This window comes from Kitasatospora sp. NPDC097691 (genome assembly GCF_040302665.1).
Classification (GTDB): domain Bacteria; phylum Actinomycetota; class Actinomycetes; order Streptomycetales; family Streptomycetaceae; genus Kitasatospora.
The window spans coordinates 86,800-113,685 of record NZ_JBEORY010000008.1 but is presented as its reverse complement, the minus strand read 5'-3'; the positions used below and the strand labels follow the sequence as shown (position 1 = coordinate 113,685).

Here is a 26,886-nt window from a genome sequence, read left to right as displayed (position 1 = left end):
TCGTCCTGGTCCGGCGGGCATCCTCCCGCATCGCCGTTGTCGCGCTCCCGCCGCCCTCGCGACGCCACCCAGATCACGTCCGGCATCACGTCCGGCATCACGTCCGGCAGCCGGCGGGGGTGAGGTCGAGGGGGCGGCCTTCCGGGCTGAGGGCGATGGCCCAGAGGCCGTGGGTGGCGGGGTGGAGGGGGGTGCGGGCCTGGCGGGCGAGTTGGTGGTCGAGGTAGGTGACGGTGTCCCGGTGGTTGACGGCGTTCCAGGCGTGCGGGCGGCCGTAGGCGTCGAGGGTGAGGAGGACGGCCTGGGAGCCGTGGCCGGCGCGACGGAGGTCGTCGGCGAGGCGGTCGAAGGCCCGGCCGCTGTCGCCCAGGTCGCGGAAGGGTGCGCCGAGTTCGCGTTCGGCGCGGTCCCGGCCGCCGCGTTCGCTGGCGTCTCCCTCGGTGGGGATGCGCGGGGCGGCGCAGGTGGGTCGGCCGGTGTAGCACTCGACCGCGGAGAGGGCGATCTCCAGGCTGTTGTTGGCCCGGCCCGGTTCGCGGTAGCCGCCGTCGTTGACGGCCTCCGCCCAGCCGCCGACCGCCGGATGGGGGTGGCGTACGGGCAGCCCCTCCCCGTCGCGGGGCGCACGGCGTTCGAGCTCGGCCTGGTGTTCCGGGTCGACGGGCCCGAGCCCGCCGGGCCGCCCGTACGGGCGGCTGTCGGCGATGCTGCGCAGCCGGACGGCCGGGTCGTCGGGGCGGGCTCCGTGCCGTGCGCGCAGGGCGAGTTGGAGGGCCATCGCGTGGGCGGTCGCGACCGGGACGGCGCCCCAGGCGAGGGCGGGGTCGGCGGCGGCGGTGGCGCTGTCCCGGCGTCGGGTGTCCGTGTGGTGCGGCTCGGGTCGGGCGGGTACCGGGGTGGTGCCGACGATCGGCGACGTGCCCGGGGCCGGTGGTTCGGCGTGGGCCGGCGGCGGACCGAGAACGGCCGGCGGCGCGGCGCCGACCGGAGGCCGCGGCGCGGGAGCACCCGGCCGGGGCTCGGTGGAGACCGCCCCACCCGACCCCGACCCGCCGGCCCCTGCCCCGCCGGATCCCGACCCGCTGCCGCCCGCTCCGACGCCGCTGCCGAACGGCGCCGCCACGTTCGCGGGTCCGCCGCCGCCCGCGAGCGGTCCGGGCCCGACGGCACCGATACCACCGATGCCACCGATGCCACCGACGGGTCCGGCCGCACCGGCGGTCCCGGCGGTACCTGCCAAGGGGTACCCGGCACCGTACGCCGGTGTCCCGAAGTGCCCCGCGACGCCGACCGGCCGGGGCGCGGACGGGCCGTCCGACGCCGGTCCGGTCGCAGCACCCGGCGCGACACCGGGCGCTGGCGGGGCGCTCACCGAGTCGGTCCGTACGGTCACCGGCCCGCCCCCGCCGTGGGTCGTAGCCGCAGGGGCCTGGAGCGGGTAGTCCCCGTCCGACCAGCCCGCCGCCGACCCGCCGCCCTGACGAACCGGCGCGGCGACCGACCGGCCGGACGCCCCGTCGTCCCGCGCCGGCGGCGTCCAGTCGCCACCGCCGGCCACCGCCCGGTGCTGCCCCTGCCACCCTCCGGTCGCGTACGAGGCCCCCGACGCCACCGCACCGGCGGGCGCGCTCGCGGCGGCGGCGATGTCCGCCCCGCCCGCGACCGGCCCCGCGGTCGGCCCCCCGACCGCCCCCGGGTCCGCCACGACGGCCGAGGCCACGGTCACCGTGCCGGGCACCTTCGGATCGAGCTTCCCGTCCGCCCCCGGGCCGTCGACCGGCTTCCCGTCCGTGCTCCCGTCCGTCCTCCCGTCCGGGCCGGCCGAGGGGTCCGTCGTCGCCGTCGGCCCGGCGAGCGGCAGCCCGTGGATCTCCTTGCCGTGCTCGTCGGTGAGCACCGGCTTCCCGTGCTCGTCCAGCCGGACGGCCAGGTCGGCCACCCCGACGACCGGCTTGCCGTCCGGTCCGGGTGCGACCAGCAGCCCGGAGGCGTCGTCCACGGGCGTGCCGTCGGCGCGGAGGATGACCGGCCGACCGTCCTGGCCGAGGACGGGCTGCCCGTGCTCGTCGAGCTTGACGGTGAGCCCGGGCACACCGACCAGCGGCTTGCCGTCCTTCCCCGCGAGCAGGACCAGCCCGGAACCGTCCGCGCCCAGTACGCCCGGTTCGCGTAGGGCGACGGGCAGTCCGGCGGCGAGCGGGTCGAAGGCGCCGGTGCGGTACGAGGCGGCGGTGATCCCCGTGCCCTGCGCGGTGCCAAGTCGGAGCAGGGCGACGGCGGCCGGCTCCTTGAGGGCCGTGGCGAGGGCGTCCTTCATGGCGCGGCCGAGTTCGCCGAGCAGCCCGCCGATCTTCAGCGCGGCGGCCTCGACGGCGACGGCCGCCACACCCGCCGCGACCTGTTCGGTGGCGGCGTTCTTCACCCCGGCCGCGAGGCCGCCGACGGCCTTCCGCAGCCCGCCGACCACCCCGTCCGCCCCCGCACCCGGCCCCGGATCGGCGTCGGCCGCCGCGGCGACCTTGCCCGCCGCCGCCTTGGCCTCGGCGGCCTGCTCCTCGGCCTGTGCGAGGTCGGCGGCGAGCTGCTGCAGGGTCGCGATGATCTCGGCCTTGCAGGTGTCCACGGCCCGGGCGGCCGTGTCGAAGGCGCCGGCGACCAGCCCGACCGCGGCGTGTGCGTCGTCCAGGTGCCCCTTGCCGCCGCCGCTGAAGGTCTGCCAGTACGCGCCGAAGGACTCGACCGCGTGGCCGGAGTTGTCTGCGGTGACGCGCTGGACGGACTCGCCGCAGCGGCGGGTGAGGCGGTCGGCCTCCTTGCCGAACTCCCGCCAGACTCCGGCCGCCCTGCGCAGGCCCTCCTCGTCGGCCTGCGGCCACTGGTGGCCGGTCCTGGCCAGCACCGGGGCCAGTTCCTCGGGCAGTTTCCGGGACACGCGCTTCCCCCTCCGAGCCGGGTCCGTCAGACGGACATGTCCTTGGGGACGGCGGGGGCCGCCCCCGGGGTTGCCCCCGCCGTCGAGTAGGTCGAGTAGACCGCCGAGACCGCCGACGCCGCGGACCCGCTTCCGGCCCCGGGCCGGCCTGCGGGCCCGCCCCCAGCCGCGCCCTCGGCCCCGGCACCGAACCCGCCGGCCGCCGAGGTGTCCGTGTCCGTCGTCCGCCCGGCCATCGTGTGCAGCCCGGTCCCGACCTTCCCCACCCGCCCGGCCAGCCCGCGCAGCCCACCGACGAGTTCGCCGTGTGCCGGGCCGTACACGGCGGCGAAGCCGCTGCCGGGCGAGTCCGTTCCCCAGGGGGTGCCGAGCGCGGCCAGGTCCCGTTCCAGGGCGGCTACGGCCTTCGTCAGCTCACCCCCGAGCTTCTCGAACTCCTTCCCCTCGCCGTGCAGTTCCCACGGCTTGAGGACGAACCTGCCGCCCGCACGGTCCGACGCCCCGGTGTTTCCGCCTGCCATCCCCGTACCTCCCCGTAGCGGACCGGCCGCCATCCTAGGCACGCTCGCGCCCCCGCCCGCAGCGCCCGACGGACCTCTTCACCCCGCCTTCACCCGCACCGAACCCTGCCCGGCCGTTCACCCGACCCCACACCCCAGCCCACGCCCGACCCCACACCCGAACCCCGACCCCACACCCGAACCCCGCCCCCGAACCCAAACCCCGCCCCCGAACCCGCACCCGAACCCGCGCCCCGACCCCTCCCAAAACCGCCGCCGCGCCCTCACCCCCGTCACCACCCGCGCGAAAGCTCTACCCTTGCCGGGTGGCACCAGCAGAAACGTCCAAGAAGAAGGCCAAGGCCTCCCCCGCCCCCGTCGACCTCGCGATGCCGACCCTGCGCCGCGAGATCCCGCGCGACGAGGTCCCGCTCGACTTCCCGCGCGCCTGGGTCGAGTTCGCCGACCCCGCCGACGAGGAGCAGGTCTTCCGCTGCGATCTCACCTGGCTTACCTCCCGCTGGTCCTGTGTCTTCGGCCAGGGCTGCCACGGCATCCGCGAGGGCCGCGGCGAGTCGGACGGGTGCTGCACGCTGGGCGCGCACTACTCGGACGAGGACGACGAGAAGCGCGTCCTGGGCCACGCGGCGCGGCTGACCCCCGAGCTGTGGGAGAACTTCGCCGAGGGCACCGACGCCAAGGGCGGGCTCGTCTCCGACGGCGGCATCACCATGCTGGACGAGGACGGCGACCGCCAGACCCGCCGGGTCAACGGCGCCTGCATCTTCGTGAACAGCCCGGACTTCGCGGGCGGCGCCGGCTGCGCCCTGCACGCGCTCGCGCTCAAGGAGGGCCGCGAGCCGCTGGAGACCAAGCCGGACGTCTGCTGGCAGCTGCCGATCCGCCGCACCTACGACTGGATCGACCGCCCGGACGACAGCCGCTACCTGCAGGTCTCGATCGGCGAGTACGACCGCCGCGGCTGGGGCCCGGGCGGCCACGACCTGCACTGGTGGTGCACCGGCGCCCCGGCGGCCCACCAGGGCGCGGAGCCGGTGTACGTGAGCTACCGCCCCGAGCTCACCGAGCTGATGGGCAAGGCCGGGTACGACGTGCTGGCCCGCCTCTGTGAGGAGCGGATCGCCACCAAGGGGGACCGCAAGGTCGCCCCGCACCCGGCCGACCCCACCACGAAGGCCTCCACGACGAAGGCCTCCACCACGAAGGCCCCGTCCTCCAAGGCCCCGTCCTCCAAGGCCGGCCCCACCACGAAGGCCAAGAAGAAGGACTGACCTACTTGTCGATGTCGCCGACCACGAAGAACATCGACCCCAGGATCGCCACCATGTCCGCGACCAGCGTCCCCGGCAGCAGCTCGGTCAGCGCCTGGATGTTGTTGAAGGACGCCGAGCGCAGCTTGAGCCGCCACGGCGTCTTGTCGCCGCGCGAGACCAGGTAGTAGCCGTTGATCCCGAGCGGGTTCTCGGTCCACGCGTAGGTGCTGCCCTCGGGTGCCTTGAGCACCTTGGGCAGCCGCTGGTTGACCGGGCCGGGGGCCAGGGTGGCGATCTTGTCGAGGCAGGCGTCGGCGAGGTCGAGCGCGTTGAGGGTCTGCTCCAGCAGGCACTCGAAGCGGGCCAGGCAGTCGCCCTCCTCGCGGGTGACCACGGTGAGCACCTGCCGCAGTTCCTCGGAGCCGTACGCCAGGTAGGGCTCGTCGCGGCGCAGGTCGAGGTCGAGGCCGCTGGCGCGGGCGATCGGGCCGCTGACGCCGTAAGCCTCGGCCTGTGCCCGGGTGAGGACGCCGACGCCGGCGGTGCGGGCGCGGAAGATCTCGTTGCCGAGGACGAGCTCCTCGAAGACGGGCATCTGCGAGCGGACGGTCGCGACGGCGGTGCGGACCCGGCCGAGCCAGCCGGCCGGGAGGTCCTCCTTGAGGCCGCCGACCCGGTTGAACATGTAGTGCATCCGACCGCCGGAGGCTTCCTCCAGCACGTGCTGGAGGTCCTCGCGCCCGGTGAAGGCGTGGAAGATCGGGGTGATCCCGCCCAGCTCCAGCGGGTAGGAGCCGAGGAACATCAGGTGGTTGAGCACCCGGTTGAGCTCGGCGAGCAGGGTGCGGATCCACACCGCCCGCTCGGGGACCTCCATGCCGAGCATCCGCTCGACGCCGAGGACGACGCCGAGTTCGTTGGAGAAGGCGGAGAGCCAGTCGTGCCGGTTGGCCAGCATGATGATCTGCCGGTAGTCACGGGCCTCGAACAGCTTCTCCGCGCCCCGGTGCATGTAGCCGATCACCGGCTCGGCGGTGATGATGCGCTCGCCGTCGAGCAGCAGGCGCAGCCGCAGCACGCCGTGCGTGGCCGGGTGCTGCGGGCCGATGTTGAGCACCATGTCGGTGGTGCCCGCCTCGCCGGTGAAGTTCTCGGCTCCCGCCCCGATGCCGACCGTGGTCTCCCTCATGCCCCCAGAGTCTGCCATCCCGGCAGGGACTCCGAGCTCAGAGCCCCTCGAAGATCTCAAGGGGTGACATCCGGACGGCCTGGACCAGCCACCCGAATCCGCCCAGCCCGTTCGGGTCGGTCAGCTCGGCTCCCTCCCCCGCGCCGCTCAGCGCCCGCAGGTAGCCCGCCGGGTCGGTGGAGGCGAGGGCGAGCGGCGGGCGGCCGCCGCTCACGCCGAGCGCGCGCAGGGCCTCGCGCTGCGTCGTCCACAGGCTGTGGAGACCGGGTGCGGCGACGGCGTCCAGGGCCACGTGCGCGGTGACGTCGCAGGAGCCGTCCGGCACCGGGGCGACCTCCCGGCCGTCCCGGAAGCCGGTGACGGTGCCGAAGGGCGGCCGCCGCCCCGCCGTGTGCCCGTAGTCGACCGCGACGGCCAGCCCGCGCTCCAGCCCGGCGACGGCCCGCGCCCAGGCGGCGTCCCGGGATCCGCCGAACTCCACCACCTCCCCGGGCTCCGTGACTGGCCACCAGCGCTCGGCCCAGGCCGCGTCCGTCTCCGACACCTCCGCGCCCGGCCGCACCGCGCCGGTCGCGGTGTCCACCTCGACGTAGCGCAGCACCCCGTCCTCGTCCACCTCGCCGGCGTCCAGCGGCACGTTGTCCAGCCACTCGTTGGCGAACAGCAGCCCGGTCACGCCCTGCGGCAGCTCGTCCGTCCACAGGACTGTGGACGGAAGCCCGGCCGGGCGCCGGGCGATCTCCACGCCGTACGGGCGCAGCCGCGCCAGCACCCCGGCGGGCAGCTCGGCCAGCACACCGGTCAGCAGTTCCCCCCGCCCGGCCCCCACGTCCACGAAGGCCAGCTCCTCCGGACGACCGAGGGCCGCGTCAACCTCAAGGAGCAGCCGGGCCACCGCACGGGCGAACCTCGGCGAGGCGTGCACGGAGGTCCGGAAGTGCCCGGCGGGGCCCTCCGGCCTGCGGTAGAAGCCGCGGTCGGGGTCGTACAGGGCCTGTTCCATGGCGGGCGCCCACCGCATCCAAGTCATGGGGCGGGACGCTACCCGGCGGTCGGAGGGCCCTCCCACTCGGAGCGGGTGCTTCTCCGACCTACGGAGTAGGACGGATCGCCCTACCGGCGGACCTGGACACACGGAGCGACTGCCTACGCTGGACACGTGCATCGACTCAACGCCTGGCTCCGCCGTCACCCCATGGTGGTCGACTCCGCCTGGGCGGCGATGGTGCTCTTCATCGGCCTGGTGCCGAACGACAACATCCCCGACGGCGGCTGGCGCTTCGGCGCGGACGTCCTGGTCGCGCTGGTGCTGCCCGCGCTGATGGTCTTCCGGCGTCGCTACCCCGACGTCACCGTGGCTGCCGCCACCGGCCTGGGCGTCAGCCAGGTGCTCGCCGACGTCGAGCCGGGCGGCTCCTCGATCGCCTACCTGGTCTTCGCCTACACCGGTGCCGCCTTCGGCCAGAAGTGGACCTCCCGGCTGGCGCTGACCGCCGGGCTGGCCGCCGGGCCACTGGTGTTCTGGCAGATGCACCCGGTGAAGACGGTCCGCGAGGGCCCCGGCCACTACGTCTCCCGCTCGTACAGCCTGGGCGAGGCAGCACTGATCATGCTGCTGATGAGCACCCCGTTCATCCTGTGCTGGGCCTGGGGCCGGCTGACCAGGGTGCGCCGCGCCTACCTGACCGAGCTGGAGGACCGCGCCGCCCGGCTGGAGCGCGAGCGGGACGCCCAGGCCAAGGTGGCGGTCGCCGCCGAGCGGGCCCGGATCGCCCGCGAGCTGCACGACGTGGTCGCGCACAACGTCTCGGTGATGATCGTCCAGGCCGACGGCGCCGCGTACGTCCTCGACAACTCCCCGCAGCAGGCGAAGGAGGCGCTCGGCACGATCGCCTCGACCGGCCGCCAGGCGCTGGTCGAGATGCGCCGGCTGCTGGGCGTGCTGCGCACCTCCGACACCACCGCCGAGGAGTACGTGCCGCAGCCGGGGGTGGAGGAGCTGCCGGAGCTGCTGGAGCAGGTCCGCACCGCCGGGCTGCAGGTGGACTACGCGACCTCCGGGCACCCGCGCGAGCTGCCGCGCGGGGTCGAGCTGACGGTCTACCGGATCGTCCAAGAGGCGCTCACCAACGTCCGCAAGCACGGCGGCCCCGATGTGCACGCCCGGGTCGCGGTCGACTTCGGCGAGCGCGAGCTGGCCGTGCTGGTGGAGGACGACGGGCGCGGCAGCACCGACGAACAGCTGGCCTCCGGCGGCACGGACGGCCTCGGCCACGGCCTGATCGGCATGCGCGAGCGGGTCGGCATGGTCAGCGGCAGCCTCGACGTGGGCCCGCGCCCCGGCGGGGGTTTCCGGATCCGCGCCGTCCTGCCGCTGAAGGCCGCACACTGATCCTCCGCCCCCCTTTCTAGGAGCCACCTTGACCATCCGCGTGATGCTCGTCGACGACCAGGAACTGCTGCGCACCGGGTTCCGGATGATCCTGCAGTCGCAGGGCGACATCGAGATCGCCGCCGAGGCGGGCGACGGCGCGCAGGCCGTGGAGCAGCTGCGGCACACCAAGGTGGACGTGATCCTGATGGACGTCCGGATGCCGCGCCTGGACGGTGTGCAGGCGACCCGCCGGATCTGCCTGGCCGAGGACGGCAGCCCGCTGCCGGGCGCCCCGCACGTGCTGATCCTCACCACCTTCGACCTGGACGAGTACGCCTTCGCCGCGCTCAAGGCCGGCGCCAGCGGCTTCCTGCTCAAGGATGTTCCGCCGACCGAGCTGGTGGCCGCGATCCGCGCGGTGCACGGCGGGGACGCCGTGGTGGCCCCGACCACCACCCGCCGGATGATCGACCGCTTCGCCGAGGTGCTGCCCACCCCGCAGAGCGCGCCCGGCTCGAACGTCCTCGGCCCGCTGACCGAGCGCGAGCGCGAGGTGTTCCTGCTGGTCGCCCAGGGCCTGTCGAACGGTGAGATCGCGGCCCGGCTGGTGCTCTCCGAGGCGACCGTGAAGACCCACGTCGGCCGGATCCTGGCCAAGCTCAACCTGCGCGACCGGGTCCAGGCCGTGGTGCTGGCGTACGAGGCCGGGCTGATCCGGGCCGGGGCCACCGACTGAGTCTCCCTGGCGGCCCGGCGCCGACCGTAGACTGGGGCGGTACGTCCGGTACCCGACGAGTGGACCGGAACGGTCATTCAGGACAAGGGTGGATGCGTGGATCCGTCCGACTTCGCCGGCTCCGGCGAGTTCGCCCCGTTCGCCGACGGTCTCGGCGACCCCGCTTTCGGGGATCCCCGTGATCCCGGCAACCGCCCGGCCCGGCTGGCCGTCGGCGTGGTCGGCACCGGCCGCGTCGGCCCTGCGCTGGGCGCCGCGCTGCAGCTCGCCGGGCACACCGTGGTCGCCGCGTCGGGGGTCTCCGCCACCTCCCGCCGCCGCGCCGAGGCGCTGCTGCCGGGGGTGCGGATCGTCACCCCGCCGCAGGTGCTGGCCGCCGCCGACCTGGTCCTGCTGACCGTCCCGGACGACGCGCTGGCCGACCTGGTGGCCGGGCTGGCCGCCACCGGCGCCGTGCGCCCGGGCCAGCTGGTCGTGCACACCTCCGGCGCGCACGGCGTGGCCGTCCTGGAGCCCGCCACCCGGGCCGGGGCGCTGCCGCTGGCCCTGCACCCGGCGATGACCTTCACCGGCACCTCGGTCGACCTGGCCCGGCTGGCCGGCTGCCCCTTCGGCGTGACCGCCCCCGAGGAGCTGCGGCCGGTCGCCGAGGCGCTGGTGGTGGAGATGGGCGGCGAGCCCGAGTGGGTGCCCGAGGAGGTCCGCCCGCTCTACCACACGGCCCTCGCGCACGGCGCGAACCACCTGGTCACCCTGGTCGCCCAGGCGATGGAGCTGCTGCGCACGGCGGGCGTCGCCGAGCCGGGCCGGATGCTCGGCCCGCTGCTGGGGGCCGCCCTGGACAACAGCCTGCGCTCCGGCGACGCGGCCCTCACCGGCCCGGTCGCCCGGGGCGACTCGGGCACCGTGCGGCGCCACCTGGCGCAGCTCAGTACGGTGTCCCCCGACATCCCGGCGGCCTACCGCGCGATGGCCCGCGCCACCGCACAGCGGGCGCTCGCCAACGGAACGATCGACGAAACGTCGGCGGCGGCGCTGCTGGACGTACTGAACGAGGAGACGCGCTAATGGCACGCGGCAAGCAGCCGAACAAGCCCCAGCGGACGCCGAAGGTCCACCGGGCCGTCGTCACCCGCACCGTGGACGACTTCGAGGCCGCGTTCTGGCCGGACGAGCAGCCGGTGGACAACGCCGTGGTGATGACCATGGGCGCGCTGCACGAGGGCCACGCCGCGCTGATCCGGGCCGCCCGCAAGCAGGTCGGCCGGGACGGCCGGGTCGCGGTGACGGTCTTCGTCAACCCGCTGCAGTTCGGCGCGGACGAGGACCTGGACCGCTACCCGCGCACCCTCGACGCCGATGTGAAGCTGGCCGAGGAGAACGGCGCCGACGTGGTCTTCGCGCCGTCCGTCGAGGAGGTCTACCCGAACGGCGAGCCTCAGGTGCGCCTGGTGGCGGGCCCGATGGGCGAGCGCTTCGAGGGCGCCACCCGCCCCGGGCACTTCGACGGCGTGCTGACCGTGGTCGCCAAGCTGCTGCACATCACCGACCCGGACTTCGCCTTCTTCGGCGAGAAGGACGCCCAGCAGCTGGCGGTCATCCGGCGGATGGTCGCCGACCTGGACTTCGACGTCGAGATCGTCGGCGTGCCGACCGCCCGCGAGGAGGACGGCCTGGCGCTGTCCTCGCGCAACCGCTACCTCTCCGAGGAGGAGCGCACCCGCGCCCTCGCGCTCTCCGAGGCCCTGTTCGCCGGCCGGGACGTCGCCGCGCAGGGCCCGAAGGCCGTCCGCGAGGCCGCCTCGGCCGTCCTGGACGCTGCCGAGGGCGTCACCCCCGACTACCTCGCCCTGATCGACCCGCACGACTTCTCCGAGGCGGCGGACGACTTCCAGGGCGAGGCGGTGCTGGCCGTCGCCGCGACGGTGGGCTCGACCCGTCTGATCGACAACGTCCGCATCATCGTCCGGTAGTTCCGGCAGTTCCGACCCCCTCAGGCATGCACTCACAGGAGGCGTGACCCGCAATGCTCCGCACCATGCTCAAGTCCAAGATCCACCGGGCCACCGTGACCCAGGCCGACCTGCACTACGTCGGCTCCGTCACGGTGGACGAGGACCTGCTCGACGCCGCCGACCTGCTCCCCGGGGAGCTGGTCCACATCGTCGACATCAACAACGGCGCCCGGCTGGAGACGTACACCATCGCCGGCCCGCGCGGCTCCGGCGTCATCGGCATCAACGGCGCCGCCGCCCGTCTGGTCCACCCCGGCGACCTGGTCATACTCATCGCCTACGGGCAGATGGACACGGCCGAGGCCAAGGGCTACGAGCCGAAGATCGTCTTCGTGGACGAGCGGAACCGGATCACCGGCCTGGGCGGGGACCCGGCGGAAGCCCGGGAGGGCACCGGACTGCTCCGCGGCGACGCGGCGTACGGTGGCGGCAACGGCGCGGCCGACGCCGCCTCGCGCTGAAGGAGCCACCGACCCATGTCCATGCACCGCCTCACCGCCCCGGCCCCCGGCTGGACCGCCACCACCGACGTGGTGGTGGTCGGTTCCGGGGTCGCCGGCCTCACCGTCGCACTCAACGTCCGCAAGGCAGGCCTGCGGGCCATGGTGGTCACCAAGGCGATGCTGGACGACGGCTCCACCCGCTGGGCCCAGGGCGGCATCGCGGCCGCCCTGGGCGAGGGGGACACCCCCGAGCAGCACCTGGACGACACGCTGGTGGCCGGCGCCGGGCTCTGTGACGAGGAGGCCGTGCGCACCCTGGTCACCGAGGGCCCGGACGCCGTCCGCCGGCTGATCGCGGTCGGCGCCGCCTTCGACCGCGGCGAGGACGGCGAGATCCTGCTGACCCGCGAGGGCGGCCACCACCGCCGCCGGATCGCGCACGCCGGCGGGGACGCCACCGGTGCCGAGATATCGCGGGCCCTGGTCGCCGCCGTCCGCACCGACCCGGACATCGAGCTGATCGAGCACGCGCTCGTCCTCGACCTGCTCACCGACGCCGACGGCCACGCCGCCGGGCTCACCCTGCACGTGATGGGCGAGGGCCAGCGTGACGGCGTCGGCGCCGTCCGGGCCCGCGCGGTGGTGCTCGCCACCGGCGGCATGGGCCAGGTCTTCTCCGCCACCACCAACCCTGCGGTCTCCACCGGCGACGGCGTGGCGCTCGCACTGCGGGCCGGCGCCGCCGTCACCGACCTGGAGTTCGTCCAGTTCCACCCGACCGTGCTCTGGCTCGGCCCGGAGGCCGAGGGCCAGCAGCCGCTGGTCTCCGAGGCCGTCCGCGGCGAGGGCGCGCACCTGGTGGACGCCGCCGGCACCCGCTTCATGCTCGGGCAGCACGAGCTGGCCGAACTGGCCCCGCGCGACATCGTCGCCAAGGCGATCACCCGGCGCATGCAGGAGCAGGGCGCCGAGCACATGTACCTGGACGGGCGGCACTTCGGCGCCGAGATGTGGGAGCAGCGCTTCCCGACCATCCTGGCCTCCTGCCGCGCGCACGGGATCGACCCGGTCACCGAGCCGATCCCGGTCGCCCCGGCCGCGCACTACGCGTCCGGCGGCATCCGCACCGACCGGCACGGCCGCACCAGCGTCCCCGGCCTGTACGCCTGCGGCGAGGTCGCCTGCACCGGGGTGCACGGCGCCAACCGGCTGGCCTCCAACTCGCTGCTGGAGGGCCTGGTGTTCGCCGAGCGGATCGCGGCCGACCTGACGGGGCGGCACCGGGCCGGCGAGCTGCCCGAGCGCACCGTGGACGTCGACGCCGCGCGGGCCGCGCACCCCGTCCCGCTGCCACCGTCCGAGTCGCGGGCCGACGTCCAGCGGCTGATGTCGCGCGGCGCGGGCGTGCTGCGCTCGGCCGCCTCGATGGCCGACACCGCGGCCGGGCTCGCCCTGATCTCCGAGTCGGCGTACGCGCACGTCGCCGAGGAGAAGCCGGCCGACCCCCGGGTGGAGACCTGGGAGGCCGCCAACCTGCTGCTGGTCGCCACCGCACTGGTCGCGGCCGCCGCGCAGCGCGAGGAGACCCGCGGCTGCCACTGGCGCCAGGACTTCCCCGAGCGCGACGACGCCCACTGGCGGCGCCACCTGATCACCACCCTCGCCGCCACCGGCGGTCCCGTCAGCACCCCTGAGGAGCAGTAGAACCATGACCCACTCCCACGAGGAACTCCCCCTGGCTGACCAGGGCGGCGGCTGCGGCGACGGTTGCGCCTGCGGGGACGGCGAGGGCTACGAGACCGGCCTGGACCCGCAGCTGGCCGAGCTGCTGGAGCAGGCCGGGCTGGACCCGGTCGAGGTCGAGGACATCGCCACCCTCGCGCTGGCCGAGGACCTGGCCGGCGGCGAGGACGTCACCTCGGTGGCCACGGTGCCCGCCGACGCCGTCGCCACCGCCGACTTCACCGCCCGTCAGGCCGGCGTGGTGGCCGGCCTGCGGATCGCCGAGGCGGTCGTCTCGCTGATCTGCGAGGAGGAGTTCGAGGTCGAGCGGCACGTCGAGGACGGCGACCGGGTCGAGGCCGGCCAGGTGCTGCTCTCGGTCCGCTCCCGCACCCGCGACCTGCTGACCGCCGAGCGCAGCGCGCTCAACCTGCTCTGCCACCTGTCCGGCATCGCCACCGCGACCCGCGCCTGGGCGGACGCCCTGGAGGGCACCGGCGCCGTCGTCCGGGACACCCGCAAGACCACCCCGGGCCTGCGCGCGCTGGAGAAGTTCGCGGTGCGCTGCGGCGGCGGCGCCAACCACCGGATGGCGCTGTCCGACGCCGCCCTGGTGAAGGACAACCACGTGGTCGCGGCCGGCGGCGTGGCCGAGGCCTTCCGGGCCGTCCGGGCCGCGTACCCGGAGCTGCCGGTCGAGGTCGAGGTGGACGAGATCGAGCAGATCGCGCCCGTCCTGGAGGCCGGTGCCGACCTGATCCTGCTGGACAACTTCACCGTGGGGCAGCTGAAGGAGGCCGTCGCCCTGGTGGCCGGCCGGGCGAAGCTGGAGGCCTCCGGCGGACTGACCCTGGCCGGCGCGCGCGAGGTCGCCCAGACTGGTGTCGACTACCTGGCCGTGGGCGCGCTCACGCACTCCTCGCCGATCCTGGACATCGGCCTGGACCTGCGCGCCTGACCGTCAGGAGCAGAGCAGAGCAGACCGTCCCGACTCGCAGAAAGCGCCCCATGCTCCTCACCATCGACGTCGGCAACACCCAGACCACGCTCGGCCTGTTCGACGGCGAGGACGTGGTGGAACACTGGCGGATCTCCACCGATCCGCGCCGCACGGCCGATGAACTGGCCGTGCTGCTGCAGGGGTTGATGGGCAACCACACCGCGGTCCGGGAGGCCTCGGTGGAGGGCCTGGCGATCTGCTCGTCCGTTCCCGCCGTGCTCCACGAGCTCCGCGAGGTGACCCGCCGCTACTACGGCGACGTCCCCGCGGTGATCGTGGAGCCCGGCGTGAAGACCGGGGTGCACGTCCTGATGGACAACCCCAAGGAGGTCGGCGCCGACCGGATCGTCAACGCGCTGGCCGCCAACCACCTGTACGGCGGCCCGTGCATCGTGGTCGACTTCGGCACCGCGACCACCTTCGACGCCGTCAACGCCCGCGGCGACTACGTGGGCGGCGCGATCGCCCCCGGCATCGAGATCTCCGTCGAGGCGCTCGGCGTCCGCGGCGCCCAGCTGCGCAAGATCGAGCTGGCCCGCCCGCGCAACGTGATCGGCAAGAACACCGTCGAGGGCATGCAGTCGGGCATCCTCTACGGGTTCGCCGGCCAGGTCGACGGCCTGGTCGACCGGATGGCCCGCGAGCTCGCCAAGGACCCGGACGACGTCCAGGTGATCGCCACCGGCGGCCTCGCCACCCTCGTCCTCGGCGAGGCCACCACCATCGACGTCCACGAGCCCTGGCTGACCCTCATCGGCCTGCGTCTGGTCTACGAGCGCAACCGGCCGAGCTGACCGTCCGGTTCCGTCCTGTCCGCCGCCGCCTCGCGCCGCCCCGTCACATGGATGACCAGGTGCGCGCGGGGCAGCGCCACGGGCGTGGCGAAAGGTTTCTCCAGCGGGCCGATCGTGCGGACTTCGGCGCGACGCTACCGACAAATCGGATATTCCTCACGTAGTGTCAGCCCATGCCTACGCCACACGGATCGCGCGGCGGCATGGCCTTCAGCGCCGACGAAGTCCGCGTGCTGCGCCGAGCCCTCGCCCAAGCCCTGCACCCCGCCGTTCCCGTCCACTTCCAGGGTCCCGACCGGCCGGCGCTCGCCGGGCCGGGCGCCGAGCTCTGGGCGGAGGACGTCCAGGACGCCCTGCGCCTGACCGAGGCGATCGACGAGGCCGTCCAGGAGGGCGGCCGACTGCGCGCCTTCCTGCTCGCCGACCTCGGCCGCTACCGCACCGCCCTGCCCGGCAGCGCGCCCGGCTACCTGGAGCGGCTGGAGGAGGCGGTGTCCGACGGCTACCTGCCCGGGCCGGAGGACCTCACCGCGCTGCGCGGGCTGACGCGTCAGCCCTGCGGCCAGGGCGAGCGCTCGCGCCGCTCGCGGCTGGCCGGGCGCTGCCACGCGCTGGCCGAGGCCGCCGTCCGCGAACGCCTCGCCCTCGCCACCGGCCAGCCGCGCCACCTGGTGGCCGTACCGAGCCCCGCCGCACCCCCCAGCAGTCACCCCACCCCTGTAGGAGGACGGACCACCATGAGCAGCACCGACTCCCGCCCGGAGCAGCCCGCCGAGCCCGCCCCGAAGACCCCGCCCCGTCCGCACCGGATGCCCACTCCGGCCGAGCTCTTCGGCCGCCGCCCCAAGCCCCCGGCCAGGCCCGCCCCGCCCGCCGAGGAGGCCCCCGAGGAGATCGAGCTCGCCACCGGCACCGGCTGAACCGCCCGGGCCCGTGAGGGGAGACCGCCGCCGCGGTCTCCCCTCACGCGCAATCCGGTCGCGGAGCACGGTGTACGGCTGGCTACCCTTGTGGGGTGAGCGATCAGAGCCTTGTTCCCGCGACCGACGACCTTCCCGAGCAGATGCGCGTCCGGCGCGAGAAGCTGGACCGGCTCCGGGCGGCCGGTGTCGACCCGTACCCGGTCGGATTCCCCCGCACCAGCACCATCGTGGACCTGCGTGCCAAGCACCCCGACCTGGAGCCGGACACCGCCACCGGCGAGCGGGTCGGCATCACCGGCCGGGTGATCCTCTCCCGCACCGGTGGCAAGCTGTGCTTCGCCACCCTGCGCGACGGCACCGGCGACCTGCAGGTGATGTTCTCCCTGGACAAGCTGGGCGCGGAGCGGCTGGCGGCCTGGAAGTCCGACATCGACCTCGGTGACCAGGTCGGCGTCGAGGGCGAGGTGATCACCTCCAAGCGCGGCGAGCTGTCCGTGATGGTGGACCGCTGGGAGCTCACCGCCAAGTGCCTGCGCCCGCTGCCGGACAAGCACAAGGGCCTGACCGACCCGGAGGCCCGGGTCCGCCAGCGCTACGTGGACCTGATCGTCAACCCCGAGGCCCGCGAGATCCTGCACCTGCGCAGCCGCGTGGTCCGCTCGATCCGCCGCACCTACGAGGACCGCGGCTACATCGAGGTCGAGACCCCGATGCTGCAGCCGGTGCACGGCGGCGCCAACGCCCGTCCGTTCAAGACGCACATCAACGCGTACGACATCGACCTCTACATGCGCATCGCCCCCGAGCTGTACCTCAAGCGGCTGGTGGTCGGCGGCGCCGAGAAGGTCTTCGAGATCAACCGCAACTTCCGCAACGAGGGCGCGGACTCCACCCACAACCCGGAGTTCACCTCGCTGGAGTCGTACGAGGCCTACGGCGACTACGACACCCAGGCCGAGCTGATCCGGGCGACGATCGTCAACGCGGCCCGGGACGCGCTGGGCACCACGGTGATCAAGGGCGTGGACGCGCACGGCGTCGAGCACGAGATCGACCTGGCCGAGCCGTGGGCGGAGGTCAGCGTCTACCCGGGCATCTCCGCGCACCTGGGCGTCGAGGTCACCCCGGAGACCACCGTCGAGGAGCTGCGCAAGCTGGCCGCCGAGCACGGCATCCCGTTCGAGAAGGAGTGGGGCCACGGTCAGATCGTGCTGGAGATGGTCGAGCGCCTGCTGGAGGAGAACGCCGTCCGGCCGACCTTCATCAAGGACTACCCGACCGAGGTCTCCCCGCTGACCCGCGAGCACCGCTCGATCCCGGGCGTGGCCGAGAAGTGGGACCTGGTGATCTTCGGCACCGAGATCGGCACCGCCTACTCGGAGCTGGTCGACCCGGTCGAGCAGCGCGCCCGCCTCACCGCCCAGTCCCTGCTGGCGGCCGGCGGCGACGTCGAGGCGATGCAGGTGGACGAGGACTTCCTGCGCGCGCTGGAGTACGCGATGCCCCCGACCGGTGGCCTCGGCCTCGGCGTGGACCGCCTGATCATGCTGCTGACCGGCAAGAACATCCGGGAGACCGTGCTCTTCCCGCTGGTGAAGCCGGAGCCGAAGGCTGCCGCCGCGACGGCGGAGAAGACCGAGGAGGAGTGACCTGATGGACTACGTCAGCGCGATCGTGCCGCCGCTGGTCATGGCGATCGGCTTCGGGTTCCTGGTGCGGGCCATCATCCGCAGCCAGGGCGGGAGCCGGAAGGCCAAGGAAGACTTCGACTGATCCCCCGGGGCCCCGGACCGTCCCCGGGCCCCGGACGACCCGCGGGGAGCCCGCGACTGACGCCGTCAGCCGCCCCGAACGACACGCGCGCCGCCATTCCCGAATCCCGGGGGTGGCGGCGCGCCGGTTTGGCGCACTTCACAAGATTTGCCCCATTCACTCCCTATCCTGGCCGCACTATGGTCCGGCAACTCGGCGAACTTGAGAACGCCATCATGACCCGGGTGTGGCAGTGGAACCGACCGGTGACGGTTCGCGAGGTTCTCCTGGATCTGCAGTCGGAACGCGAAATCGCGTACACCACGGTGATGACCGTCCTGGACAAGCTCCACAGAAAGGGCTGGCTGCGCCGCGAGCGGGTCGGCCGGGCCTATCGATATGAACCCGTCTCCTCGCGTGAGGCGTACACGGCGGCCCTGATGAACGACGCCTGGGCCACCAGTGACAATCCGGCGGCCGCCCTGGTGCACTTCTTCGGCCTGATGTCGCCCGAGCAACGCGAGGCGCTGCGGGACGCGTTGCGGGTCGCCGCTCTGTTCCCGCCCGATCCGCCGGGGGCGGATTCCGCGCCGGCGGACGGCCCGGATACCGCCGAAGCGGATACCCGCGGACCGGATACCGGTGGGACCGCACCCGGGGCGACGCGATAACGTCCCGCCATGGAGGTCACCATCCGCCGCGCACGGACCACGGACGTGCGGGCAGTACGCAGGCTCATCGACGCCTACTCGCGCGACGGCATTCTGCTGGACAAGCCCACTGTCACACTGTTCGAATCCGTCCAGGAGTTCTGGGTCGCGGAACGCGACGACAACGGCGCGGTGGTGGCCTGCGGCGCCCTGCACGTGATGTGGGAGGACCTCGCCGAGGTCAGGACACTCGCGGTCGATCCGGTCTGCCAGGGGTTCGGCATCGGGCATCTGCTGCTGGAGAAGCTGGTGCAGACGGCTCGCTGGCTCGGCGTCCGTCGGATTTTCTGCTTGACGTTCGAGGTCCCGTTCTTCGCGAAACACGGTTTCGTCGAGATCGGGGAGGTCCAGGAAACCGATGATGGTACGACAGACCCGGCGGCGATCGCTACGGATGTCTATGAAGAACTCCTCCGCTCGTACGATGAAGGCGTCGCCGAGTTCCTCGACCTGGAGCGGGTGAAGCCCAACACACTGGGCAACTCGCGCATGCTGCTGCACCTCTGACCGGCTCCGCCCGGGTCAAGGGTTTGTGTTTTCCGGAGAAAAGCGCTTTCCTTTCCTTAGGCAATGGGTCGTTTAGCGGAAAGGGAAGCCCGTGGCACAGAGGGTGCAGGTCATTCTTGAAGACGATCTCGACGGTGGTTCGGCGGACGAGACGGTGACGTTCGCGCTCGACGGCGTTGCCTACGAGATCGACCTGAAGAGCGCCAACGCGGACAAGCTCCGCGGTCTGCTGGCGCCGTACGTGGAGAAGGGCCGCAAGCAGAGCGGCCGGCTCGCCGGCGCCCGCCGCCCGGGCCGCACCTCGGCCCAGCGCCCCTCCGGCAGCGCTCCGGACACCGCGAAGGTCCGCGCGTGGGCCAAGGAGCAGGGCATGGACGTCAACGACCGCGGCCGCGTGCCGAGCACGGTCCGCGAGGCCTACGACAAGGCCAACGCGTCCTGACCCCGGCGCCGCCGGCACACCGGAGCGGGTGCGGGGCCCCGGCTGCCGCGCGCGGCACCGACGACACACGCGCGGGGCGCGGAGGAGTCTCCTCCGCGCCCCGCGGCGCGTACCCGGACGACCGCGGCGCGTGTCCGGACGGCCACGGCGCCACCGCTGCCGCGAGGCGTCCGGGGTACGGGCTCGGGCGGCGGAACAATCACGAGCTGTGCAACGCTGTAGGGGCGAAGCGGTAACGCGGACACCACCGGGATGGCGTACCGACCATCCGGGCCGCCGTTGAACCACCGTCACCGCGGCCCGACTTCTCGCCAGGCGAACACCGCCACCGCGGAAACTGCGCGAGAAGCGCCCCGATACCGGGTATGAATGCAGGTGGACGGGTTCTCGGACCCGTCCAGGGGCAGTATGCGCGACCGGCCGGAGAGGTCCGGCCGCGCCCCGGCGGCGCTTGTTCGCCGATGGCGTAGCGGATTCCGGTGCATCCGGCCCACCAGTGGGAACACCGTTTCCCAGCATCAGGTTGGGATTGGTGTCGGCTGGTCGCGCAGCATCTCTCTCCTCTACCGGGGAGTGAATCCGTGGGCCGCGCCGCTGAGCGGGACTAGCATGCGGAAGGACAGGGCGGGGACGGACCCCGAACTGCCCGACCGCTCTGAGGAGCGATAAACGATGTTCGAGAGGTTCACCGACCGCGCGCGGCGGGTTGTCGTCCTGGCTCAGGAAGAAGCCCGGATGCTCAACCACAACTACATCGGCACCGAGCACATCCTCCTGGGTCTGATCCACGAGGGCGAGGGCGTCGCCGCCAAGGCCCTGGAGAGCCTCGGGATTTCTCTTGAGGCCGTTCGCCAGCAGGTCGAGGAGATCATCGGCCAGGGCCAGCAGGCCCCGTCCGGTCACATTCCCTTCACGCCCCGGGCGAAGAAGGTCCTGGAGCTGTCGCTCCGAGAGGCCCTTCAGCTCGGCCACAACTACATCGGCACCGAGCACATCCTGCTCGGCCTGATCCGCGAGGGCGAGGGCGTCGCCGCCCAGGTCCTGGTCAAGCTGGGTGCCGACCTCAACCGGGTGCGCCAGCAGGTCATCCAGCTGCTCTCCGGCTACCAGACCAGCGGCGGCAAGGAGTCGGCCACGGCCGGCGGGCCCGCCGAGGGCACCCCGTCGACCTCGCTGGTCCTGGACCAGTTCGGCCGCAACCTCACCCAGGCCGCCCGCGAGGCCAAGCTCGACCCGGTCATCGGGCGCGAGAAGGAGATCGAGCGGGTCATGCAGGTGCTGTCCCGCCGCACCAAGAACAACCCGGTGCTGATCGGTGAGCCCGGCGTCGGCAAGACCGCCGTGGTCGAGGGCCTGGCGCAGGCGATCGTCAAGGGCGAGGTCCCGGAGACGCTCAAGGACAAGCAGCTCTACACGCTGGACCTGGGCGCCCTGGTGGCCGGCTCGCGCTACCGCGGTGACTTCGAGGAGCGCCTGAAGAAGGTGCTCAAGGAGATCCGCACCCGCGGCGACATCATCCTGTTCATCGACGAGCTGCACACCCTGGTCGGCGCGGGCGCCGCCGAGGGCGCCATCGACGCCGCCAGCATCCTCAAGCCGATGCTGGCCCGCGGCGAGCTGCAGACCATCGGTGCCACCACCCTGGACGAGTACCGCAAGCACCTGGAGAAGGACGCCGCGCTGGAGCGCCGCTTCCAGCCGATCCAGGTCGCGGAGCCGTCGCTGCCGCACACCATCGAGATCCTCAAGGGTCTGCGCGACCGCTACGAGGCCCACCACCGGGTCTCCATCACGGACGCCGCCCTGGTCGCCGCCGCCACCCTGGCCGACCGGTACATCTCGGACCGCTTCCTGCCGGACAAGGCGATCGACCTGATCGACGAGGCCGGTTCCCGGATGCGCATCCGCCGGATGACCGCGCCGCCGGACCTGCGCGAGTTCGACGAGAAGATCGCCGACGTGCGCCGCGAGAAGGAGAGCGCGATCGACGCGCAGGACTTCGAGAAGGCCGCGTCCCTGCGCGACGACGAGAAGCAGCTCCTGCAGGCCAAGGCCAAGCGCGAGAAGGAGTGGAAGGCCGGCGACATGGACGTCGTCGCGGAGGTCAACGAGGAGCTCATCGCCGAGGTCCTGGCCACCGCCACCGGCATCCCGGTCTTCAAGCTGACCGAGGAGGAGACCTCCCGCCTGCTGCGCATGGAGGACGAGCTGCACAAGCGCGTCATCGGCCAGAAGGACGCCATCAAGGCGCTCTCCCAGGCCATCCGGCGCACCCGTGCGGGCCTCAAGGACCCGAAGCGCCCCGGCGGTTCGTTCATCTTCGCCGGCCCGTCCGGTGTCGGTAAGACCGAGCTGTCCAAGACGCTCGCCGAGTTCCTCTTCGGCGACGAGGACGCGCTGATCGCGCTCGACATGTCCGAGTTCTCCGAGAAGCACACCGTCTCCCGGCTGTTCGGCTCCCCGCCCGGGTACGTGGGCTACGAGGAGGGCGGCCAGCTGACCGAGAAGGTCCGCCGCAAGCCGTTCTCGGTCGTCCTCTTCGACGAGGTCGAGAAGGCCCACCCGGACATCTTCAACTCGCTGCTGCAGATCCTGGAGGACGGTCGTCTGACCGACTCCCAGGGCCGCGTGGTCGACTTCAAGAACACCGTCATCATCATGACGACCAACCTCGGCACCCGGGACATCTCCAAGGGCTTCAACCTCGGCTTCGCGGCCACGGGTGACACCCAGACCGGGTACGAGCGGATGAAGGCGAAGGTCGGCGAGGAGCTCAAGCAGCACTTCCGCCCCGAGTTCCTGAACCGTGTCGACGACATCGTGGTGTTCCACCAGCTGTCCGAGGACGACATCATCCAGATCGTCGACCTCATGATCGACAAGGTGGACGAGCGGCTCAAGGACAAGGACATGGGCCTGGAGCTCAGCGTCGAGGCCAAGAAGCTGCTGGCCAAGCGCGGCTACGACCCGATCCTGGGTGCCCGTCCGCTGCGCCGCACCATCCAGCGCGAGATCGAGGACCACCTCTCCGAGAAGATCCTCTTCGGTGAGCTGCGGGCCGGCCACATCGTCGTCGTCGACGTCGACGGTGAGGGCAAGGAGGCCAAGTTCACCTTCCGCGGCGAGGAGAAGTCGGCCGTCGCGGACACCCCGGCCGCGGTCGCCTCGTCCGGTCCGGACCTGACGAAGTAGCCAACTTTTAACAGACAACTTCACAGCAACCGAGCCCCCGGCCTGAACGCCGGGGGCTCGGTGCGTTCCGCCCCGCCGGAGCGGGTCTCGCCGCGCGCCCGGACGGGCGGCTTCCGTGCTGGTTCGTACGGATGCGGTCGATTTCTCAGCCAGGTTTAACGAACATACGGTTGACAGATGGTCAGCTGATGGGGAGTCGCGGAGCATAGCGCCGTGACCATGTCATGGTCAAGGTCTATCTTTTTTATGCACGCTTGTATCAAATGACGTCCACCTGTCTTTCATTTTGGTTTGCCGGGCTTTGGCCATGAGCTGGCCCCGGTCGGGGAGGACGTCACAACGTTGAAGAACACCAGGAGAACCGCTGCGGCTGCGACTGCCGCGGCGGTCATAGTCACGCTCGGCGCGGGCCTGTTCCCGAGCACCGCGGTCGCGGCCGGCTCGGCCCCCGCGCCGAAGGACCCGGCCGAGGCCGTCCAGAACACCGAGCACAACATCCCGGGTCCGCTGACCGCCAAGGAGGAGGCCCAGCACAAGGCCGCCACCGAGCAGCTGCTCAACGGCACGGCCCAGGTCGAGCAGCACAACGGCAGCACCAGCGTGAAGCTCGGCAAGGACAAGTACGTCGAGCTCGCCCGTGAGCGCACGGACAAGATCTTCACGATCCTCGTCGACTTCGGCGACCAGGTCGACAACACCACCAAGACCGCCGACGGCAAGGTCAAGTACGGTGGCGAGGCCGGCCCGAAGCACAACGAGATCGCTGCGCCGGACCCTGCCACCAACAACTCGACCGCCTGGCAGGCCGACTACAACCAGCAGCACTACCAGGACCTGTACTTCTCCAAGGACAAGCCCTCGCTGAAGACCTTCTACGAGAAGCAGTCCTCGGGCCGCTACTCGGTCGACGGCGTGGTCTCGGACTGGGTCCGGGTGCCGTGGAACGAGGCCCGGTACGGCTCCGACTACTGCGGCTCCAACGTCTGCGCCAGCGCCCAGGACCTGATCCGCGACGCCGTGGACATCTGGTACAAGGACCAGCTGGCGAAGGGTCAGACCGACGCCCAGATCAAGGCGACGCTGGCCCAGTACGACCAGTGGGACCGCTACGGCTCGCACCACGACGGCAACTTCAACCAGCCCGACGGGTACATCGATCACTTCCAGATCGTGCACGCCGGTGAGGACAAGTCGGCCGGTGGCGGCAAGCAGGGCACCAAGGCCCTGTGGGCGCACCGCTCGTACGTCTACGGCAACCTGACGGGCCAGGCCGGCCCCGAGGGCAACAAGCTCGGCGGCGTGCAGGTCGGCAACTCCGGCCTCTGGATCGGCGACTACACGATGCAGCCGGAGAACGGCGGCCTCGGCGTCTTCGCCCACGAGTACGGCCACGACCTCGGTCTGCCGGACCTCTACGACACCGCCGGCAAGGGCATCGACAACTCGGTCGGCTTCTGGTCGCTGATGTCCTCCGGTTCCTGGCTCGGCGAGGGCAAGAACAGCATCGGCGACATGCCGAACGACCTCGACGCCTGGAGCAAGTACCAGCTCGGTTGGCTGAAGGTCGACCGCGCCAAGGCGGGCACCGAGTCGACGCACCACATCGGCCCGGTCGAGTACAACACCAACCTGCCGCAGGCGCTCCTCGTCGACCTGCCGAAGAAGAGCATCACCACCGACATCAACAAGCCGTTCGCGGGCGGCAACGAGTGGTGGAGCGGCAGCGCCGACAACCTGAACGTCACGCTCACCCGTGACGTCGACCTGACCGGCAAGACCAAGGCCAGCATCAACGCCAAGGCCTGGTACGAGCTGGAGCCGGACTTCGACTACGCCTTCGGCGAGGTCTCCACCGACGGTGGCAAGACCTGGACCGTCGTGGACGGCACCTGGAACGGCACCGCGCTCCCGAAGGAGAACGGCCGCCCGGCCGTCAACGGCCTCGCCGCCACCTGGGGCGACCTGTCCTTCAACCTGGACGCCTACGCCGGCCAGAAGATCCAGTTCCGCTACCACAACACCACCGACGGCGGCCTGCACTACAAGGGCTTCGCGGTGGACAACGTCTCGGTGACCGCCGACGGCGCCACCGTGTTCAGCGACGACGTGGAGAACGGTGTCAACGGCTGGGCCGCCACCGGCTTCACCCGCTTCGGCGGCTCGTACACCAAGGACTACGCGCAGTACTACATCGCGGAGAACAAGCAGTACGTGTCGTTCGACGCGACGCTGAAGACCGGCCCGTACAACTTCGGCTTCGCCGACAAGCCGGGCTGGGTCGAGCACTACGCGTACCAGCCCGGCCTGCTGATCTGGTACTGGGACGAGTCGCAGACCGACAACAACGTCAGCGCCCACCCGGGCCACGGCCTGGTCCTGCCGGTCGACTCGCACCCGGCGGCGATGAAGTGGTCGGACGGCACCCTGATGCGTCCGCGCATGCAGGGCTTCGACTCCACCTTCGGTTCGCGCCGCGTCCCGGCGCTGACCCTGCACAAGGCCGGCGTCGAGACCGTCGTCCCGAAGTCCAAGGGTGTCGACGAGTTCTCCGACCTGAAGTCCTGGTGGTCGAAGGACAACCCGTACAGCGGTGTCGACGTCCCGAAGACCGGCACCAGCATCGAGGTCGAGAACGAGTCCTCGAACTACCTGGAGACCTGGATCCGGGTCCGCCCGGTCGACAACTGATCGAGCCCGTAGCGATCGGCCTGTGACCAGGCAGCTCTGACGGAACCACGTCCGGCCCGTCCCCGCACCGCGCGGGGGCGGGCCGGACGCCTTTGTCGGGCCCGGTGCTTTCGTCGGGCCCGGTGCCTTTGTCGGGCCCGGTGTTCATCGCCGGGCCCGACGCTTCGTCAGGACCGGGCGGCGCGGGTCCGCAGCCGGTCCAGGAAGGCCGCGGCCGCCACCTCGACGTCGGAGCCGTTCCAGTCGAGGGCGGGCGAGGCGACCGTGACCTCGGTCATCGCCAGGCCCGGCAGCTCGCGTTCGCGCCAGGCGCCGAACAGCCCGATCCCGGTCTCCTCGGCCTGCTCCAGCGAGACCTCCTCCAACTCCTCGGCCGGGTACGGCAGCCAGAGCCGGAACTGGTGGGTGTGCGGCGGGGCCGGGTGCACCCGGGCGCCGGGGACGGCGGCGAAGGCCCGGGCCAGCGCCTCGGCGACCGTCCGGGCGTGCGCCACGTACCCCTCCAGCAGCGGCAGTTCGCGCTCCAGCCCGGCCAGCGCGGCCAGCGCGAACGGCCACTGCTGGAAGAGCTGCCCGCCGTAGCGGTGGCGCCAGGCCTTGGCGGTGCGCACGAAGCCCGCCGAACCGGCCAGCGCGGCACCGCTGATCCCGCCGAGCGTCTTGTAGAAGGAGACGTAGACCGAGTCGGCCAGGGCGGCGACCTCCGGCAGCGGGCGGCCGAGCGCGACCGCGGACTCCCAGATCCGCGCCCCGTCCAGGTGCAGCGCCGCGCCGTGCTCGTCCCGCACCACCGCGGCCAGCGCCCGCAGCCGCTCCCAGTCGGGCAGCACGAACCCGGCGTCGCGCAGCGGCAGTTCCAGGCTCAGCGCGGCGTACGGCTCGTCCAGGGCGCGCACCTCCTCGGCGGTGGGCTGACGCGGCGCGACGGTCGGCCAGAGGCTGCGCAGGCCGGTGAGGACGCCCAGCGCGTGCCGCTCGTGCCGGTCGGTGTGGGCCAGCGGGTGAGTGGCGACGGTGCGCAGCCCGGCGGCCTCGGCGTGGATCCGCAGGGCGACCTGCTGGGCCATCGTGCCGGTCGGGAAGAAGGCCGCGTCCTCGGTGCCGAGCAGCCCGGCGACCCGCAGCTCCAGGGCCCGGACCACGCCGTCGCCGTACTGGTCCGGCCGGTCGTCCAGATCGGGGGCGGCTCCCTTCCCGTCCGGAGGCGGATCGGCCAGGTCCGCGAGGCGTTCGCGGATGGTCGCCGGCCGGACGCCGGACAGGATGCGCTCGCAGCCGCGCAGGGCGGCGAAGCGGCGGTCCGCCGGGCTCGGGCGGCCACCGGCGTCGGGGTCTTCGCTCCTGTTGCCATACATGGGTCGATGGTCCCGCAGCGGGCCCGACCGGTCATCGGTGCGGACGCAAGCGGTTCGGACGGAGGCGGTTCGGGCCCGCCAAACCCCGGCCGCGGGTGGTACTGGTCACAGGCCGGGGACCCGGTACGACCCGCGGTAGTAGCGGGGCCGGGCGGGCCGGCGAGCCGCCCCGAAGCGGCCGTGGACGATCGGACGCCGTGATCGTCACTCCGCCGGTTCGCGGATCCGGCGCCGCGTCGACTACACGCGGTAGTACGTCACACCGTTTGGGAGTGCGCCCGGTGACGGTTAGACCTGTGTGGTCCCCCGCTCAGCAGACGCCCCGGACGGGCCCGTCG

21 protein-coding genes are annotated in these 26,886 nt (G+C 72.5%); 16 read left to right on the top strand and 5 right to left on the bottom strand.

Annotation, left to right across the window (positions count from 1 at the left end):
- Window positions 1-97: 97 nt before the first annotated feature.
- Both ABTY56_RS08480 and ABTY56_RS08475 read right to left on the bottom strand, forming a co-directional pair.
- Window positions 98-2,932, bottom strand: a complete 2,835-nt coding sequence (locus ABTY56_RS08480) for a toxin glutamine deamidase domain-containing protein (protein WP_350627599.1) — start codon at window positions 2,930-2,932, stop codon at window positions 98-100.
- A 26-nt stretch (window positions 2,933-2,958) separates the two neighbouring features.
- On the bottom strand, window positions 2,959-3,453 hold the full coding sequence (locus tag ABTY56_RS08475; protein WP_350627598.1) for a hypothetical protein: 495 nt from the start codon (window positions 3,451-3,453) through the stop codon (window positions 2,959-2,961).
- A gap of 305 nt (window positions 3,454-3,758) precedes the next feature.
- Here ABTY56_RS08475 and ABTY56_RS08470 point away from each other — a divergent pair, with 305 nt between their 5' ends.
- Window positions 3,759-4,724, top strand: coding sequence for a DUF3109 family protein (locus ABTY56_RS08470; RefSeq protein WP_502893054.1), 966 nt, complete (start codon window positions 3,759-3,761; stop codon window positions 4,722-4,724).
- Window position 4,725: 1 nt separating this feature from the next.
- Here ABTY56_RS08470 and ABTY56_RS08465 read toward each other — a convergent pair whose 3' ends face one another.
- Entirely contained in the window at window positions 4,726-5,895 is a 1,170-nt protein-coding gene (locus ABTY56_RS08465; RefSeq protein ID WP_350627597.1) for an NADH-quinone oxidoreductase subunit D, read from the bottom strand.
- A gap of 37 nt (window positions 5,896-5,932) precedes the next feature.
- Window positions 5,933-6,925: an SAM-dependent methyltransferase gene (locus ABTY56_RS08460; RefSeq protein WP_350627596.1), complete on the bottom strand. Its 993-nt coding sequence runs from the start codon at window positions 6,923-6,925 to the stop codon at window positions 5,933-5,935.
- A 129-nt stretch (window positions 6,926-7,054) separates the two neighbouring features.
- Between ABTY56_RS08460 and ABTY56_RS08455 the strand changes: the two genes are divergently transcribed.
- The 15 genes from ABTY56_RS08455 to ABTY56_RS08385 all read left to right on the top strand — a co-directional run bounded on the left by ABTY56_RS08455 (window position 7,055) and on the right by ABTY56_RS08385 (window position 25,193).
- Entirely contained in the window at window positions 7,055-8,287 is a 1,233-nt protein-coding gene (locus ABTY56_RS08455) for a sensor histidine kinase (RefSeq protein ID WP_350627595.1), read from the top strand.
- Window positions 8,288-8,315: 28 nt separating this feature from the next.
- Entirely contained in the window at window positions 8,316-9,005 is a 690-nt protein-coding gene (locus ABTY56_RS08450) for a response regulator transcription factor (protein WP_350627594.1), read from the top strand.
- 204 nt (window positions 9,006-9,209) lie between these two features.
- Window positions 9,210-10,073: a Rossmann-like and DUF2520 domain-containing protein gene (locus ABTY56_RS08445; RefSeq protein WP_502893056.1), complete on the top strand. Its 864-nt coding sequence runs from the start codon at window positions 9,210-9,212 to the stop codon at window positions 10,071-10,073.
- The gene (panC, locus tag ABTY56_RS08440) at window positions 10,073-10,978 is read left to right on the top strand and encodes a pantoate--beta-alanine ligase (protein WP_350627592.1); all 906 of its coding nucleotides are present in this window, start codon (window positions 10,073-10,075) and stop codon (window positions 10,976-10,978) included. The genes ABTY56_RS08445 and panC overlap by 1 nt, the downstream gene beginning before the upstream one ends.
- Before the next feature lie 53 nt (window positions 10,979-11,031).
- Window positions 11,032-11,481, top strand: a complete 450-nt coding sequence (panD, locus tag ABTY56_RS08435) for an aspartate 1-decarboxylase (RefSeq protein WP_350627591.1) — start codon at window positions 11,032-11,034, stop codon at window positions 11,479-11,481.
- A gap of 15 nt (window positions 11,482-11,496) precedes the next feature.
- On the top strand, window positions 11,497-13,167 hold the full coding sequence (locus ABTY56_RS08430; protein ID WP_350627590.1) for an L-aspartate oxidase: 1,671 nt from the start codon (window positions 11,497-11,499) through the stop codon (window positions 13,165-13,167).
- A gap of 4 nt (window positions 13,168-13,171) precedes the next feature.
- Window positions 13,172-14,143, top strand: coding sequence for a carboxylating nicotinate-nucleotide diphosphorylase (nadC, locus tag ABTY56_RS08425; protein ID WP_350627589.1), 972 nt, complete (start codon window positions 13,172-13,174; stop codon window positions 14,141-14,143).
- A 50-nt stretch (window positions 14,144-14,193) separates the two neighbouring features.
- On the top strand, window positions 14,194-14,979 hold the full coding sequence (locus ABTY56_RS08420; protein WP_350627588.1) for a type III pantothenate kinase: 786 nt from the start codon (window positions 14,194-14,196) through the stop codon (window positions 14,977-14,979).
- A 173-nt stretch (window positions 14,980-15,152) separates the two neighbouring features.
- Window positions 15,153-15,899 (top strand): hypothetical protein, encoded by a 747-nt coding sequence (locus ABTY56_RS08415; RefSeq protein ID WP_350627587.1) that lies wholly within the window; start codon window positions 15,153-15,155, stop codon window positions 15,897-15,899.
- 95 nt (window positions 15,900-15,994) lie between these two features.
- Window positions 15,995-17,551: a bifunctional lysylphosphatidylglycerol synthetase/lysine--tRNA ligase LysX gene (gene lysX, locus ABTY56_RS08410; RefSeq protein WP_350627586.1), complete on the top strand. Its 1,557-nt coding sequence runs from the start codon at window positions 15,995-15,997 to the stop codon at window positions 17,549-17,551.
- Window positions 17,552-17,854: 303 nt separating this feature from the next.
- A complete protein-coding gene (locus ABTY56_RS08405) occupies window positions 17,855-18,325 on the top strand; it encodes a BlaI/MecI/CopY family transcriptional regulator (protein ID WP_350627585.1) in 471 nt (156 codons plus the stop codon).
- A 9-nt stretch (window positions 18,326-18,334) separates the two neighbouring features.
- Window positions 18,335-18,871 carry an amino-acid N-acetyltransferase gene (locus tag ABTY56_RS08400; protein ID WP_350627584.1) on the top strand — a complete coding sequence of 179 codons (537 nt, stop codon included), beginning with the start codon at window positions 18,335-18,337 and terminating at the stop codon, window positions 18,869-18,871.
- A gap of 91 nt (window positions 18,872-18,962) precedes the next feature.
- Window positions 18,963-19,313, top strand: a complete 351-nt coding sequence (locus tag ABTY56_RS08395) for a histone-like nucleoid-structuring protein Lsr2 (protein WP_350627583.1) — start codon at window positions 18,963-18,965, stop codon at window positions 19,311-19,313.
- A gap of 672 nt (window positions 19,314-19,985) precedes the next feature.
- Window positions 19,986-22,505 (top strand): ATP-dependent Clp protease ATP-binding subunit, encoded by a 2,520-nt coding sequence (locus tag ABTY56_RS08390; RefSeq protein WP_350627582.1) that lies wholly within the window; start codon window positions 19,986-19,988, stop codon window positions 22,503-22,505.
- Between the two features lie 342 nt (window positions 22,506-22,847).
- Entirely contained in the window at window positions 22,848-25,193 is a 2,346-nt protein-coding gene (locus ABTY56_RS08385; protein ID WP_350627581.1) for an immune inhibitor A domain-containing protein, read from the top strand.
- A gap of 167 nt (window positions 25,194-25,360) precedes the next feature.
- On the opposite strand, the gene ABTY56_RS08380 is transcribed toward ABTY56_RS08385, so the two are convergent.
- Window positions 25,361-26,548 carry a threonine aldolase family protein gene (locus tag ABTY56_RS08380; protein ID WP_350627580.1) on the bottom strand — a complete coding sequence of 396 codons (1,188 nt, stop codon included), beginning with the start codon at window positions 26,546-26,548 and terminating at the stop codon, window positions 25,361-25,363.
- Between the last annotated feature and the right edge of the window lie 338 nt (window positions 26,549-26,886).

Excerpts from the sequence above, each read along its gene's own strand:
- ABTY56_RS08460 (WP_350627596.1), bottom strand. The coding sequence starts at position 6,925 with ATGACTTGGATGCGGTGGGCGCCCGCCATGGAACAGGCCCTGTACGAC.
- panD (WP_350627591.1), top strand. The coding sequence starts at position 11,032 with ATGCTCCGCACCATGCTCAAGTCCAAGATCCACCGGGCCACCGTGACC.
- ABTY56_RS08380 (WP_350627580.1), bottom strand. The coding sequence starts at position 26,548 with ATGTATGGCAACAGGAGCGAAGACCCCGACGCCGGTGGCCGCCCGAGC.
- ABTY56_RS08430 (WP_350627590.1), top strand. The coding sequence starts at position 11,497 with ATGTCCATGCACCGCCTCACCGCCCCGGCCCCCGGCTGGACCGCCACC.
- ABTY56_RS08400 (WP_350627584.1), top strand. The coding sequence starts at position 18,335 with ATGGAGGTCACCATCCGCCGCGCACGGACCACGGACGTGCGGGCAGTA.
- ABTY56_RS08415 (WP_350627587.1), top strand. The coding sequence starts at position 15,153 with ATGCCTACGCCACACGGATCGCGCGGCGGCATGGCCTTCAGCGCCGAC.
- ABTY56_RS08465 (WP_350627597.1), bottom strand. The coding sequence starts at position 5,895 with ATGAGGGAGACCACGGTCGGCATCGGGGCGGGAGCCGAGAACTTCACC.
- panC (WP_350627592.1), top strand. The coding sequence starts at position 10,073 with ATGGCACGCGGCAAGCAGCCGAACAAGCCCCAGCGGACGCCGAAGGTC.
- ABTY56_RS08405 (WP_350627585.1), top strand. The coding sequence starts at position 17,855 with ATGGTCCGGCAACTCGGCGAACTTGAGAACGCCATCATGACCCGGGTG.
- nadC (WP_350627589.1), top strand. The coding sequence starts at position 13,172 with ATGACCCACTCCCACGAGGAACTCCCCCTGGCTGACCAGGGCGGCGGC.
- ABTY56_RS08420 (WP_350627588.1), top strand. The coding sequence starts at position 14,194 with ATGCTCCTCACCATCGACGTCGGCAACACCCAGACCACGCTCGGCCTG.
- ABTY56_RS08475 (WP_350627598.1), bottom strand. The coding sequence starts at position 3,453 with ATGGCAGGCGGAAACACCGGGGCGTCGGACCGTGCGGGCGGCAGGTTC.
- ABTY56_RS08390 (WP_350627582.1), top strand. The coding sequence starts at position 19,986 with ATGTTCGAGAGGTTCACCGACCGCGCGCGGCGGGTTGTCGTCCTGGCT.